11 protein-coding genes and 1 tRNA gene are annotated in these 14,435 nt (G+C 51.0%); 5 read left to right on the forward strand and 7 right to left on the reverse strand.

Features of this window, described 5'->3' with window-relative positions:
• Positions 1-162: 162 nt before the first annotated feature.
• The 5 genes from glyQ (at position 163) to AC0QH1_RS09205 (ending at position 4,433) form a co-directional block, all read left to right on the forward strand.
• Positions 163-1,056 carry a glycine--tRNA ligase subunit alpha gene (gene glyQ, locus AC0QH1_RS09185; RefSeq protein WP_324630771.1) on the forward strand — a complete coding sequence of 298 codons (894 nt, stop codon included), beginning with the start codon at positions 163-165 and terminating at the stop codon, positions 1,054-1,056.
• A gap of 51 nt (positions 1,057-1,107) precedes the next feature.
• Entirely contained in the window at positions 1,108-1,584 is a 477-nt protein-coding gene (locus AC0QH1_RS09190; protein WP_324630772.1) for a DUF4079 domain-containing protein, read from the forward strand.
• A 15-nt stretch (positions 1,585-1,599) separates the two neighbouring features.
• Entirely contained in the window at positions 1,600-3,951 is a 2,352-nt protein-coding gene (locus AC0QH1_RS09195; protein ID WP_324630773.1) for a ComEC/Rec2 family competence protein, read from the forward strand.
• A 46-nt stretch (positions 3,952-3,997) separates the two neighbouring features.
• Positions 3,998-4,084 (forward strand) — tRNA-Ser (locus AC0QH1_RS09200).
• Positions 4,085-4,286: 202 nt separating this feature from the next.
• Positions 4,287-4,433 carry a hypothetical protein gene (locus AC0QH1_RS09205; RefSeq protein WP_324630774.1) on the forward strand — a complete coding sequence of 49 codons (147 nt, stop codon included), beginning with the start codon at positions 4,287-4,289 and terminating at the stop codon, positions 4,431-4,433.
• A gap of 685 nt (positions 4,434-5,118) precedes the next feature.
• Here AC0QH1_RS09205 and rlmN read toward each other — a convergent pair.
• From rlmN to AC0QH1_RS09240, 7 genes are all read right to left on the reverse strand, one after another.
• A complete protein-coding gene (gene rlmN, locus AC0QH1_RS09210; RefSeq protein WP_324630781.1) occupies positions 5,119-6,159 on the reverse strand; it encodes a dual-specificity RNA methyltransferase RlmN in 1,041 nt (346 codons plus the stop codon).
• Positions 6,160-6,555: 396 nt separating this feature from the next.
• Entirely contained in the window at positions 6,556-8,250 is a 1,695-nt protein-coding gene (locus AC0QH1_RS09215) for an adenylate/guanylate cyclase domain-containing protein (RefSeq protein ID WP_324630775.1), read from the reverse strand.
• 317 nt (positions 8,251-8,567) lie between these two features.
• On the reverse strand, positions 8,568-10,136 hold the full coding sequence (locus tag AC0QH1_RS09220; protein WP_324630776.1) for an NAD(P)/FAD-dependent oxidoreductase: 1,569 nt from the start codon (positions 10,134-10,136) through the stop codon (positions 8,568-8,570).
• A gap of 46 nt (positions 10,137-10,182) precedes the next feature.
• Positions 10,183-11,310: an ATP-binding protein gene (locus AC0QH1_RS09225; RefSeq protein ID WP_324630777.1), complete on the reverse strand. Its 1,128-nt coding sequence runs from the start codon at positions 11,308-11,310 to the stop codon at positions 10,183-10,185.
• A 192-nt stretch (positions 11,311-11,502) separates the two neighbouring features.
• The gene (locus AC0QH1_RS09230; protein WP_324630778.1) at positions 11,503-12,648 is read right to left on the reverse strand and encodes a beta-ketoacyl-ACP synthase; all 1,146 of its coding nucleotides are present in this window, start codon (positions 12,646-12,648) and stop codon (positions 11,503-11,505) included.
• A gap of 2 nt (positions 12,649-12,650) precedes the next feature.
• On the reverse strand, positions 12,651-13,412 hold the full coding sequence (locus AC0QH1_RS09235) for a peptidylprolyl isomerase (protein WP_324630779.1): 762 nt from the start codon (positions 13,410-13,412) through the stop codon (positions 12,651-12,653).
• 206 nt (positions 13,413-13,618) lie between these two features.
• A complete protein-coding gene (locus tag AC0QH1_RS09240; RefSeq protein ID WP_324630780.1) occupies positions 13,619-14,185 on the reverse strand; it encodes a photosystem I assembly protein Ycf4 in 567 nt (188 codons plus the stop codon).
• Between the last annotated feature and the right edge of the window lie 250 nt (positions 14,186-14,435).

Consider the following 14,435-nt stretch of genomic DNA (forward strand, 5'->3'; position numbering starts at 1 on the left):
CCTTCAGGCGCTTTACTAATGTAACAACCCCCTTCGGGAATGTCAACCCTTTTTTGAAAAAATTTTGGATTTTTTTTCCGGTTCTGCCCCAAAGCCTTGCACTGTGAGGAATTTAGGAGACAATGAAAAAAGCAGATTTGGCGAAAGGAGGAAAATCGAAGCGTGAATTTTCAGTCAGTGATTGCCACATTGAATCAGTTCTGGGCCGATCGCGGTTGTCTGATTGCCCAGCCCTACGACATCGAGAAGGGCGCAGGCACCATGAACCCCCATACCTTCTTAAGAGCGATCGGACCGGAACCCTGGTCGGTGGGTTATGTGGAGCCTTGTCGCCGCCCCACCGATGGGCGCTATGGCGAAAATCCGAACCGCTACCAACACTACTACCAGTACCAAGTGCTGATTAAACCCTCCCCCAACAACATCCAAGATATTTACTTAGACTCCCTGCGAGCCTTGGGCATTCGTCCCGAAGAACACGACATTCGGTTTGTGGAGGATAACTGGGAGTCTCCCACCTTGGGGGCCTGGGGCGTCGGTTGGGAAGTCTGGCTCGATGGGATGGAAATTACCCAATTTACCTACTTCCAACAATGTGGAGGCATCGATTGCCGTCCGGTTTCCATCGAAATTACCTACGGATTGGAACGCTTAACCATGTACCTCCAGGAAACCGATGCCTTTACGAAAATTCAGTGGACCGATGAGGTCACTTACGGCGACGTCCACCTGCAAGGAGAAATCGAGCAGTGTATCTATAACTTCGAGGCATCGAATCCGGACTTGCTATTTACCTTGTTTGGACTGTACGAGCAAGAGGCGCAACAGCTCATCGATCGCGAAATTGTCTTGCCCACCCTCGATTACGTCCTCAAATGCTCCCATACCTTTAATCTGCTCGATGCCAGAGGGGTCATCTCGGTAACGGAACGCACCCGCTACATCGGCAGAATCCGGAGTTTGGCGCGGCGGGTGGCACACCTGTACCTGGAACAACGGGAAAAACTCGACTTCCCGCTTTTAAACCGCCAAGGGTCGGAACCCTCGGCAGCATAGCCATCTTTCCACCCTACTTTACCCATCATCAAAACCAACCGAGGAGCTTAAATGGAAAATCTGACAACCTTACTCGAACCGATCGCCAGTCAATTTCGCGCCCTGGGAATTCCCCAACCGATTGTCCAATGGGGACATCCGGCAATGATGGGCATTGTCATCTTTGTGATGGGCACCTTTGTCGGATGGGCCGGATGGCGGGGACGAGTTGCCCCAGATAAAGAGGTAGCCATTAAAAATCGCCAAGCGCACCGCAAACTAGCACCCTGGATGTTTTTATTTATCGCCTTAGGCTACACCGGGGGAGTGTTGTCCCTAGTGATGCAAAAGCACCCCATTTTAGAAAGCGGTCATTTTTGGACCGGTTGCGTTTTGCTGGTCTTGCTCACCCTCAATAGCTTGTTGGCTCTCGGTTTCGGCGGCGATCGCCCCAACTTGCGAACCGCTCATGCCTATGTGGGTACCACCGCACTGGGTCTGATGTTTGTCCATGCGGTACTCGGATTAAAATTGGGTCTGTCTTTATAAAGGAATCTTCCCGCGATGACTTCTGCCCCGATCGTCCTGCTTTGCTTAGCCTATATCCTCGGATTGCTCTCCACCGGGTTTTCCTGGGGAGGATATGCACTCCTCGGCGGGGGAGTGGCGATCGCCGCTGCTACTTTGTGGCTGCCACTTCCCACTTCCCTGCGAGTCTTAAAAGCCGGATTAAAACCAGCCATCTGGCTGCTGGCGGGAGTCATCGCTTTGCTGGCCACCTTCTATTTTCACTGGCGATCGCCACAACCCAGCGCCCTCGATATCAGCCGATTTATCCCCTCTCCCGATCGCGAGACGCAAGCGCAAGTGGTGACGGTATTAGGCAAGGTGAACTCTACCCCTCGCCTCACCCGCAGTGAAAAAATTCAATTCTGGCTCACCACCCACCAACTCAACGAACTGGTGGGAAGTTCCGACCCCCTCACAACCCCCACCGCCAAAACCCACTCGGTCACGGGCAAACTATACGTGACGGTACCGTTACTCCAAGGCACCGGACTCTATCCGGGTCAGCGCGTGGAGGTGACCGGGCGACTGTACGAACCTCAACCGCCGGTCAATCCCGGGGGATTCGATTTTAAAGCCTATTTGGCGCGCCACGGCACCTTTGCCGGATTTGCCGGATACAAGGTTAAATGGCCGGCGGGCAATGGCGAGGAATCCTGGGGATTGTGGCAAATCCGGCGTCGCATTCTGCGCGCTCAAATCCGGTGGCTGGGGGTGCCAGAAGGGCCGCTCCTCAGTGCGATGGTGTTGGGCTCCCGAGCGGTAGACCTCTCCTATGAGATTCGCGACTCGTTTATTCAAGTGGGGTTGGCCCATGTGTTGGCGGCGTCGGGATTCCACGTGGCGATCGTGCTGGGCTTGGTGCGGGTACTCACTCGACGGTTTTCGGAACGGATACAATTTGGCAGTGGTACGGTGGTGTTGCTGGTCTATGTGGCGCTGACGGGGGGTTCGGCGTCGGTTTTCCGGGCGGCGATTATGGGATTTGCCGCGTTAGTGGCTCCATTGCTGAACCGCAAGGTTAACCCTTTGCAGTCGTTGTTGTGGTCGGCAACGTTTCTCCTACTATTTAATCCGTTATGGATTTGGGATTTAGGCTTTCAGCTTAGTTTTTTGGCTACCCTGGGTTTATTGGTCACGGTGCCTCCTTTGATTGAGCGATTGGATTGGTTGCCCCCAACGATCGCCTCTTCGTTCGCGGTTCCCCTGGCGGTGGCGGTCTGGGTACTTCCCCTCCAACTCTATACCTTTGGCATTGTCTCTCCTTACAGTATCCCGCTGAATATTGTCCTGGCAATGCCGATCGCAGCCCTTACCATTGTCGGCTTTATCAGCGCGATCGCGGCAGGAATTTGGCCGATCGCCGGCAGCGCCTTGGCATGGCTCCTATATTACCCCCTCCAAGTGACGATCGCTACGGTGGAGTTCGTCAGCGAGTTACCGGGGAATACGGTGGCCACGGGCACCCTGTCGCTGTTGCAAGCGATCGCTCTATATCTATTGATTGGTATGGTGTGGTTGCTACCTTGGTTGCACCGACAGCGACGATGGCTGTTTGTCTTTCTGTTTGCAGTGGCTCTGGTGACGGTGCCGGTTTTGCACGCTCGCGCTACGGTGTTTCAGGTGACGGTCCTGGCAACTCGATCGGATGAACCGGTTTTGGTGATTCAAGACCGGGGACAAGTCATTTTAATGAATAGTGGGGATGATAGTACGGCCCGCTACACTATATTGCCGTTTCTGCGTCAGCAGGGGATAGGTCAAATTGATTGGGCGATCGCCACTCACCCCATCGCTTCGGAAAGCGGTTGGCATCTGATTCTCGATCGCCTCTTTGTGCAAACGTTTTCCAGTCAACCTCTCCCCTTGGATAATCCCAGCGCGCAAGCGCTCTTAAAAAAGTCGATCGCCCAACAAGGTTCTTATCAACCCCTGACCCTCGGCGAAGCGCTCAAACTTGGCTCGATGAAGGTGGAGTTACTTTCTCTTGAACCCCTGGCGGTTGAATTCCACATTCGCGATCGCGTTTGGTTGTTTCTCGGCGATTTCAATCCCTCGGAACAAGAGCGGCTAATTGCCACCCAGCGCTTGCCCGGATCGGATGGGGAGTCGCCTTTACAGGTGCTTTGGTGGTCTGGCGATCGCTTGACTCCTTATTTAATAGAGGCGCTACAACCGGACAGTGCGATCGCTTCTTCTGATGATATTGATTCCCAAACCGCTGACCTTCTGGTTCGCGCTGAGGCTCGAATCTATTCGGTGGCACGGGATGGGGCACTGCTGTGGACCGAGCAAACCGGCTTCCAGAAAATCCTCGATTTGACAGAAAATGATTCTCCTTTGCTCTAACCCTTGCCATCCTCGCGTAGAATGGAGTACAATAGGGAGCGCACCTGGAGAGGTGGCAGAGCGGTTGAATGCGGCAGACTCGAAATCTGTTATGGTGTCACAGCCATCGGGGGTTCGAATCCCCCCCTCTCCGTCTCCGAATTCCTACCAGTTTGAATACCTCGGCTGTGTTGCTTAACATGGCCGAGGTCTTTTGTCAAGGTAACTTTACAAAAGTTCATTACAAAAGTTCATAAAATACAGACGACGGGCAACAGGTAATTGAGGCGCGGCGATCGCAATTCCCTGTTTTGCCCTGGGGGGGGTTTTTGTGAAAAATACTCGGTGAAATGGGGATGACAAGCAATGGCGCGATCGCGACTCTTCACCGATATTCCACCCTGGTTTCCCCTTTTCCATTGCCAATTTATCGGCAAGGGGTGATGGGGATCACTGGCAAAACCGATGGGGATCACTTTCAAGCGGGAATATCCGGGGCATGATTTGATTAGTTCGGTTGGAAAAAATACTCATCCAATCTCTAGAAACGCGACTGAGGAGCTAAACTGACGGATGCTTGACCCAAAATTCCCTTGAAGATATCCGAGCGCATTTCTGGGTGCCACACCAAACCTAAAGAAAATCTAAAATTTTCCAGACTTTGCGATCGCAACCGTTAAAATTTAAGATTACCTCAGAATCACCCATCTACTTTCGCCGATCGCAACCTCCATTCAAATAATATTTCCACGGTTTACCGTCATCAATTTTTTGGCTTCGTTTCCTTACACTTAACTGAGAGGTTTTAAAATGCAGACGCTACAAGCAATTCGCTGCCCCAATTGCGGAAGTCATGCCGAACGTTACCACTTTTTACATCGCAACCAGGTTCAAACCCAATGCCCCTTCTGCGATTATTTGATGGTAACTTGTTCTCGCACGGGTCGCGTTGTAGAAGCTTATGCCCCTGGTTTATCCGTTCACCGCAGATAACATTCTCGTGAAAATAGGCAATTTTCCTTCTGACCTCCCCCGCTTCACCTGAACGTTAACGAGAATCAAAACAACCCGGGGGAAACCCGAGGAAAACCCCCTAATGTGGTGAAACCTTAAACCCATATTATCATCCATCCTCCCTCGTCGCGCGACTAGGGAGGATTCTTGTCACTGCAATTTATACCACAAGGGTCACGCACCAACCCCATTATTGACAGAATTCATCGCTTTTGAGGCGCGCAGTTGTCCGCAAGCAGCATCGGCGTCTAAACCGCGAGAATAGCGGACACTGACGGCAATCTTGCGCTCTTCTAACACCTTCACAAAGCTTTGTACCCGCTGACGAGTGGGACGTTTAAAATCCACTTCTTGAATCGGATTATACGGAATTAAATTCACGTGACTTTGAAATCCGCGCAGCAATTGCGCTAATTGTTCGGCATGTTCCGGTTCGTCGTTAAACCCGGAAAGCAGGATATATTCAAAGGTCAATCGTCGCCCGGTTTGCTTGACATATTCGCGACAATCTGCTATCAGTTCGGGTAACGGATATCCGCCGGCGCTGGGTATCAATTTTTCCCGCAGGTGTTGATTGGAAGCGTGCAAGCTGACGGCGAGGGTAAATTGTCCGTGGTGTTGGGCGAGTTTGGGGATACGATCGCGAATTCCCACCGTAGAAATGGTAATCGAACGCTGACCGATGCCGATATCTTGATTGAGCGATCGCACGGCGGAAAGGACGTTCTCGGTATTCAGTAAAGGTTCCCCCATACCCATAAACACAATATTGCTGACGCGCCGCTGAAAATCTTCTTGCACCGTCAGCACTTGATCCACAATTTCATGGGTGGCAAGATTGCGAATAAACCCGCCTTTTCCAGTGGCGCAAAAGTCGCAGGCCATCGGACAACCCACTTGGGAAGAAACGCAAACCGTGAGGCGTTTCTCGGTGGGAATCCCTACGGTTTCAATTACTTGACCATCTGCTAATTTTAATAAATACTTAATCGTCCCATCGGTGGCCACAGATTTATGGTAAATTGTGGAACGACCGAGGGGATATTCCGCCAATTTTTCGCGCCACTGTTTGGGAAATACGGTAATCTCACCCAGCGATCGCGCTGTTTTTTCATAAATCCACTTGTGTAGCTGTTTCCCGCGATAGGCGGGTTGCCCTTGCTGTTGCACCCATGCGGTCAATTCTGGCAAAGACAATCCTAACAGGGGCGTCATCGACTCAGCAGTAGAAACTTCCACTGTTTTTTCTTCGGAAACCGTTACAGTAGGAGTGGTTGTCTGGTGTGTGGGAAAGTTGCGACTCATGGCAAATCGAAAATAAAAACGTTCGGCGCGCAAAAAATGTTCGGCAGGGACTCTCGTTTGACCGATACCACCCTGCATTGATGGAGTTGTTTTTGCAGCACTCCGCGCTGCTAGATTGGGCAACAGTTCGATTCGGGTTTGGGCTTTTTTTAGTTTAACATCTTTGGGAGGAAATTCAGGCGATCGCGAATCGGCAATCGGTTGCAGTTGCGGGTCAAAATAAGCAGCAGATTTTTGCTGAAGCTCTCTTCTGCGATAGGCGATGCCCACCCTACGGGTGCAATTTCTCAAATACGGGCACTTGTTTTATCTTAACTCGGACTCGAACTTTTTTTGCCGACGCGGCGATCGCTTTTTATTCTTTACTGGTTCGGTCAGGTTTTTGTCGATCAGCAGATAAGTTTTCATTTCTCCTTTTCCTTTCACCGGAATGGTTCCGCGCTCTTCAAACCGATAGCGATCGCGCAATAACTCGTAAGTGCTTTCAGAAATCTGGATGTAACCGGGAATTCCGTGAGATTCCATGCGCGAGGCAATATTAACCGCATCTCCCCAAAGGTCGTAAATAAACTTTTTCTGACCGATCACACCCGCCACCACCGCCCCGGTATTAATGCCGATGCGGATATTGACATTTTCATTATGAACCTGATTGAAATTGGCGATCGCCTGCTGCATGTCCAATGCCATTTCCGCCACATTCCAGGCATGAGAAGTATTGGGTTCGGGAAGACCTCCCACCACCATATAAGCATCGCCAATGGTTTTAATTTTCTCCAAATGATGCAGGTCAGCAAGACGGTCGAAATCGGAAAAAATCTCGTTTAGTAATTTTACCAAATCTTCGGCAGAAATCCGCGAAGACAGATTGGTAAAACCCACAATATCGGCAAACAAAACCGTCACGTCAGTAAAGCGATCGGCAATGGTAGTCGGCTGTTCCTTGAGCCGTTCTGCAATGGGTTTGGGTAAAATATTCAGCAGCAAACTTTCCGATTTTTCCTGCTCGATTTCTAATTGTCTTAACGCATAAAAAAACTCTTGAGCGATCGCGCTGGCAAACACCACCGCCAACAGCAGCGCCGCCACCAATAGTCCCGTCGCTGCTTGACTGGTTTTTGCAATCCGAGTTTGGGCGCGCCGCACTTCATCTGTCGCCAACTGTAGCAACTGCATGGACACTTCCGCAGCTTGCTCGTCAAAGCGAGAAATTTGGCTGCGAATTTCCCCATCTAATCCAACAATTCGATCTGCGATCGCGTCGTATTCTCGCAGATATTCCAAGGCAGTTGCTTGGCGTTCGGCATCGAAATTGGGCGATCGCACCACCGCATCGCGCAATTCTTCCACCCCTTTATTCAATGCCACTCTCTGGGCATTTTCTCGCGTGAGGAGATACTCTTTTTCCAACAACTGAATCTGAGCGTACAATTCCATCACGTCTGGTTCCCCTGACAGTTCCAGGGTATCGCGCAAGAGCTGTGAATTTTGCTCCAACTGAGCGATAGTCCCCGTTTCATCCATGCCCAATTCCCCCACTAATCCCACCGCTTCTTTAAAGCTGCTGGCATATTGCTCTACCATTTCCACATAAGAAACCACAGCGGGATGACTCTGACGCAAAGCGGTACTGACATTATCGCCGGCGAGTAATTGTTGCAAGCGATCGCTAATTTCAAGCACTTCGTTGACTTCTTCTCGATGTGCCCTGGCATAATCTTCCCGCGCATCCAAAAACCCTTCTTTCGACCAGGTTTCAAAAAATTCTCGCTCTTTTCGCCGCGCATCATCTAACGCATCGTTCATTTCAAACACCAACCGCTGTAGCTTGATGCTTGTTACGATCGCCGCTTCTGTTTCGCGGCGCACGAATGTCAAAGAAACCCACCCGGTTGCCGCAACGCCTGTTAGCAGTAATAATAGACCCACAAACGCCGAACTAAACTTGCCGGTAATGTTCAGACTGCGCCAAGGTTTACTCAAGGGTTGCCATTTCGCCATAAAACCTCCAGAGAGTCGGTCTGTGTAGCTTTGATGAGTGAATTTCACTCAGAAAAGAGAGGGAAGCGATCGCTACACTTGAATTGCTACAAATTTTCCCTATCTGACGATAAGGAATTTGTCACCCATGCCAAAACAGCCGTGCGAGGAAGGCATCAAAACCTACCTCGGAAGGATAGATTTTCCCTCCGACTTTTCGCCAAACTCAGGCAAATGATTTCCGACTAGAGATGCACCCGATGGGTTTCCTTTGCGTTCGACAGGGGGTAGATGCACCGCTCTTGCGGAAGAAACGGCGAAGGCGCGCATCGAACGATTTATTCGCCATAATCGCCCCCGGACCCATAGTGCCACGCTTGAATCCAGCGACGGCAATAATATTGGGGGGTTCGCGGTAAACGGTTGGCAGTAGGTTCCATCGCTTGCCCGATGGGGGCTAAAGCGCTGTATAAACCCAAATTCAGATAATGTTGCATCCAGTCTAGCAGAGAAGCTACGCCAACTTGGGGAATGACGCGCATCACTTTCTGGGGTTGGGCGATCGCGGTTTTGACGAGGGTTTGAGACAATCCCCCAAATTGCACCACATCTTGTAAAAATGGCTTGAGAATCGGTTCGCCTAACTCGTCCATTTCCTGAAAAACTCCGGAGAGTAATTCGTTAATTTGATTCTTTTTCTCTGGGTCAATTTCGCGATCGACCTCTACACTCATTGCCTTTTGAAACAACCATGTCACTGCTAAATTTGGCTGATAAGGTTGTAGCAATTCCAATGCTTCGCGCGAGAGCATTTCTTTTTTTAATGCATCGTCAATCCCATCGGCGAGACGCTTCAAATGGCGCAACATGGCTCCAAATCCGCCAAAACTCAGGGGAGATTGCATCCCGCTACTATCCCCAACGAAAAAAATGCGATTCCAAGGCGATCGCAAGGGACTTTCTCGATAGGCGGGAAAAAACCCAAACAGCGCCCTGACAAATTCTAACTGGGACAGTTCCACGTTCTGATATTCTGGCAACAGGCGCAGATAATCTTCAAATAACTCGGTTAAACTCAATCGTTTGGGGTCGGCATCTAAATACGTAAATAAATAAGTGGTTCTACCATCTCGGGCGGGAAAGGCTTCCCAAAAATACTGACATTGTTTTTCTATCTCGGTGAAAGAAACAATTAAATCTCCCGTTTCGTTTTTGGGAAATCCTTTCGCGCAACTGCCGACTACCAAACAGACGCCATCGGGTTTTTTGCCCTGTCGCGCTTGTCGGACGATGGGGGAAAAATGCCCCATTACATCTAATAGCAATCGCGTTTTAAAAGCGTCTTCATTTGTTGTTTTTACCAGTACGCCATCGGGATGAACTACGGCACTGTCAAAGGAGGTCTGTTCGAAAAGTTGACCGCCTGCTTGCAGAAAACGGGCTTTTAGGGTATCGAGTAGATAAACGGGATCTACGCCAATATTGAGCACGTCCCTGACCCAAAATGCCGGACCGCCAGTAAACTGAATGCGGGCGGGGTTGTATTCGGTTGCGATCGCTTGTTCGATTTGTTCTTCGCTGAGTAAGTCTAGGTCTAAAAAAACGTTTAATTCGGGCCGGGAGATGTTCCATTCTTGATCTCGCCCGCGCAAATTGCCGCGTTCGAGTAAGGCGATGCGCCATCCTCGCAGGGCGAGGGCGGCCCCAATAAAAATGCCTAATGTGCCGCCACAAACGATCGCATCCCACTGGTTTTCTCCTAAAGGTTCTTGACTTTCGGCGATCGCGGGTTTAACTGGGATTTGATTTTCTTTGAGAGATTGCCACAGGCGATCGGCGCGATGCAGTCCCCCGATGGTGTCCCCGGGAATTTGAGCCAAAATTTTTTCGGTTATCGGGTTGGTCATGGGTGGAAATTCCAATTATTGGTTGATATCAACTTAAAAATTTCTTCTAGGCAGTTCCTTGGGCGGAAATTACCTCGGTGGTTTTGCTGAGGGGAAGGCGAATTAAAAATTTGGTTCCTTTTCCCGATTGCGATTCAAACTCAATTTCTCCCCCATGTGCCTCGACAATGGATTTGGCGATCGCCGTTCCCAATCCAGTTCCGCCGCGCTTTCCATAGGTGACAAAGGGTTCGAATAAGCGATCGTGAATTGCATCCGGAATCCCCCTGCCGTTATCGACAATTTCGATAGCGGCAAATTTGTCCCTGGCAGCGGCAATAATCGAAATCTGACCCTCGCGCCCGTCCAACGCTTCCACGGCGTTTCCAACTAAATTTTGCCACAGGCGGATGAGTTTGTTTTCATCGGCCTCCACTACCAGGTTTTCTGCCCGAACGATAAATTTGACGTTCGATTCTTTTAAGTAAATTCGATTGAGTTTTTCAAATTTTTGCAAAATTGTGGCAAGATTGACGGGTTTTTTGTGCAATACTGAGCTGCCCCGGGTAAATTCCAAAACTTCTTCTGCCATTGCCAACATCCGCGCTGTCTGAGCTTGAATTAACTCGCACCATTCTAGGGTGTCTTCATCCTCGGAATGGATTTCGGTGAGCATGGAAGAGGCTAAGGAAATGGCTGTAAATGGACTTTTGAAGTCGTGGATAATGGTGTTGGCCATTTCTCCGATGAGGGTCATTTTTTGTTTGTGGACGATTTGTTCTACATAGCGATCGGTGGTCAGGCGCAGATATTGGATAATGTGATTGAAGAGTTTGAGGACGACCTGACCGGGCGATCGCTCTAAAATTTCCATTAATCTGTCGCGATCGATTTTGGCGAGGGTTGCCTTTCCTCTCGCTACCGCCCTGGCGCTACGCGGTTGTCCGTCTAATACCCCAAATTCTCCAAAAAAATCATTGGGTTCTGCCCAGGCAACGGTTTGATAGTGATGGGAGGCGGTATGCTTGCAAAATTCGATGGTTCCCTCTAAAACTAAGTACAAGGAATCGGGAATTTCGTTTTCTTCAAAAATGACCGCCCCTTCTGTAAAAGTCTCTACTTCAGCAATTTGGCACAGTTCTGCTGCTTGTTCGGGTAGAAAATAACAAATAAACCGATGGGATTTCAACTCCATGCTCAATTCCCTGCATCGTCAATTCATAAAGCTGCTTGATTCTATCTTATGAAGAACAGTTCAAAAGAACAAGGTAGGGAGGGGGAATTGGGAATGGTTCGGTAAGGGGGAAATTGTTGATTGTTAATTCGTTATTGGCCGCTGTTTGAGAAAAGGGCTTGGGAATGGGTGGGAATAAGGTGGATGGGGGGTTTATTTGCCCAAGGCTAATACGGCATTTTGTCCGCCAAAACCGAAGCTGAAACAGAGGACTCGTTCGGGGTTGGTGCGACGGGATGTAGTGACAAAATCCAGATCGAATGCTGGGTTTTGCAACCCCACACAAGGAGGCAAGTGTCCCTGATGGAATGCCATGAGACAAAATGCAGTTCCCAAGGCACCGGATGCACCTAATGCGTGACCTGTGGCTCCCTTTGTGGAACTGACTGGCACGCCAGGGGGAAAGAGATGTTGTATAATGCGCGCTTCGGTGCAGTCGTTGAGTTGGGTGCTGGTTCCGTGGGCGTGGATATAGTCGATATCTGAAGGGGAAAGATGGGCGCGGGTTAAAGATTGGAGAATGGCAGCGATCGCGGCGGTGCCTGATTGGTCTGGTGCATTACCATAACAGGCGTCATTTGTCAAGCCGAAACTCAAGATTTTGCCATAAATCTTTGCGCCCCGCTGGTGGGCAAGTTCGGCGGATTCGAGGACGAAAGCGGCGGCACCTTCGCCCAAGACCAACCCTTGGCGATCGCGGTCAAAGGGGTAGCAACCGGTTTTCGCCAAAGCGCCCATTTTGGCAAAGCCGGCTAAGGTCAAGGGGGTAATCGGGGCTTCCACCGCACCGACGATCGCGCGCTGACAGTGGCCCGATTGGATGAGTTGAACCCCCTGAGCGATCGCCCAAATCCCGGTAGCGCAAGCCGCCATTGGCGCGAAAACCGGACCGGTGGAGCCGAGGGAACGAGCGGTGGCGATCGCCGGCATGTGGGGCAAGGTATCGAGCCAATTGTCCGGGATAAGCGACTCTCTGGGGGGGTTGGGATGGCGATAAAACTGGCGTGCCAGTTGTTCCCATCGGCCCTGATGGGAGCGACTCGACCCGATTGCCACGGCACAATCCGGCAAAGGCGGCACCAGATTGGCATCTTTCAAAGCCGTGGCGATCGTGGTTTCGGTGAGGGGGGCCAGGGGAGTGGGTGAGACGGCGATCGGGGCGAGGGGTGTGGGTGGCAGTTCTGGGAAAGGGTGGTGCAAGGCGATCGCCGATTCTCCCGCGATTAAACGAGACCAACTGGTCCACAAGCTTTCGCCCAAGGCGCAGAGCAACCCGATTCCAGTTACCACAACCTCCACGGCTAAGACTGGTTAGGGAGTTGCAGATTCTCCAAACCCTCAACCACGCGAGCCGAATCAATGCGATCGCCCTGTTGGATTTCGTCTACCACATCCATGCCATCGGTGACATAGCCAAACACGGCATAGCTCCCATCTAAGAACGGCAAGTCATTGAGGGTAAAGTAAAACTGAGAAGAGGCAGAATTGGGAGCTTGAGATCGGGCCATTGCCACCGCCCCGCGCGTATGCTCCAGTTCTGGCGCTTGGGAGATGCCAGCCATTTGGAAGGTAGTGCCATAAAGCGGATCCTCTGCACCGCTGGGCATAATTTCCAAAGGAATGTTGCGTTCTTGGCCCGTGGTCGGATCGGTATAACCCCCGGTTCCGAGCTGACCCCTAAAATTGGCGTCTTTGCTTTGCGGGTCGCCGCCTTGAACCACGAACGGTTCCGGGTTGCGCACCACCCGATGAAAGGCGAGATCGTCGTAGACTCCTTTCTGGACGAGATCCACGAAATTGCCAGCGGTGACGGGAGCGTGGGTGCCATCCACTTCAATCGTGATGGGTTCGCCATTGACCACCATCAGCACGGTGGCTTTCCCTTCCAAGCGAGGCAGGTTGCTGGAGAGATTGGAGGGAGGAGTTTGTGCCACCGCGCTGGGATTGTCCCCCGAAGAATCCGTGGTGGGGGAAGAGGAGCCGACCCCATCGGTGCAACCGCCGATGAGCAAAGCCAGTGCGATCGCCGTACAGACGAACCAATGCCCGATTTGGTTTTGCATGTTTGCTTACCTAAACTACCTGCTGCCGATTTTTATCATACCCATGCCGATGGGGAATTGAACTGCCCTGCCCAGGAGTGGCACCAAAAGCGGCTGAGTGTTTTTATCACAGCCGGGGAGTTTTGTCAACCCAAGGTTAATCCGGTGTTAAAAAATGTAAACAACTCAGCCGGAGCAGCGATCGCTAAAAGAGGAAAGATAGAAACTTAGAAGCCATCCAGGGGGACGCCAAGGAAACGGGCTAACTCGGCCCCCTCATTTTCCAGCTCCGCGAGCGGAATCGGTTGTCCCACGCGACTCAGGGGAATCGGGTTATGGCCTTTCACGCGCAGATAAAGCACCCGTTTCGGGTTGAGACCTTCCTTGACATCCACGCGAATCGATTGCACGTCATCGAGGGGATAGTTGATGTCGATTTTGCGGTTTTTACCGGGGAAGCCCCAGCGGAAAATCCGAACCTCATTTTTGTCTTTATTGAATTCGTTGTAGCCGCCGCCTACATTCAAGAGAATAGTCATCCAAAGGTAGAGAGCAAGCAGCAACCCCGCCACGCCATAGAAGCCCATGACCAAACCTTGGGGGATAAACACGAGTTGCGTGGGGTCGCTAAAGGGGAGGAAATTAACCTTGTAGTAGCTCGAGAGGCTGGCTAAGAGGAAGCCAGTAGCGCCGAGGGTGACGACAGAGGCGACCAAATAATTGGTGATGCGGCGAGAGCCGACAATGGGTTTGTAAAGGACGCGATCGCTTGAAATGGTAGTTTTTGCAGTCATGTGAATCCTTTGCCAGAGTTCAGATAGGGTAAGCCTGCCCTTAGTGTAAGCCAGGGGGCTGGGGCTAGGAGTTTTGCAAATTTTGGTAAAGTTAATATATATTTATGTTAACTTACTTAGAAAGCTTGCGATTGTTCTAAAGCAAGACAATTTGAAACCAGCAACCTAAAGCGACTTGTCAGCACCCCGCTCTAAAGAGACGGGGCTTCTAGCCCCTGACTTTAGGTAGCTGACCAGCCTAAGCCCTACG

Source organism: Phormidium sp. CCY1219 (assembly GCF_055795085.1).

Excerpts from the sequence above, each read along its gene's own strand:
- AC0QH1_RS09205 (WP_324630774.1), top strand. The coding sequence starts at position 4,287 with ATGACAAGCAATGGCGCGATCGCGACTCTTCACCGATATTCCACCCTG.
- rlmN (WP_324630781.1), bottom strand. The coding sequence starts at position 6,159 with ATGACGCCCCTGTTAGGATTGTCTTTGCCAGAATTGACCGCATGGGTG.
- AC0QH1_RS09195 (WP_324630773.1), top strand. The coding sequence starts at position 1,600 with ATGACTTCTGCCCCGATCGTCCTGCTTTGCTTAGCCTATATCCTCGGA.
- AC0QH1_RS09240 (WP_324630780.1), bottom strand. The coding sequence starts at position 14,185 with ATGACTGCAAAAACTACCATTTCAAGCGATCGCGTCCTTTACAAACCC.
- AC0QH1_RS09225 (WP_324630777.1), bottom strand. The coding sequence starts at position 11,310 with ATGGAGTTGAAATCCCATCGGTTTATTTGTTATTTTCTACCCGAACAA.
- AC0QH1_RS09220 (WP_324630776.1), bottom strand. The coding sequence starts at position 10,136 with ATGACCAACCCGATAACCGAAAAAATTTTGGCTCAAATTCCCGGGGAC.
- AC0QH1_RS09235 (WP_324630779.1), bottom strand. The coding sequence starts at position 13,412 with ATGCAAAACCAAATCGGGCATTGGTTCGTCTGTACGGCGATCGCACTG.
- AC0QH1_RS09215 (WP_324630775.1), bottom strand. The coding sequence starts at position 8,250 with ATGGCGAAATGGCAACCCTTGAGTAAACCTTGGCGCAGTCTGAACATT.
- AC0QH1_RS09190 (WP_324630772.1), top strand. The coding sequence starts at position 1,108 with ATGGAAAATCTGACAACCTTACTCGAACCGATCGCCAGTCAATTTCGC.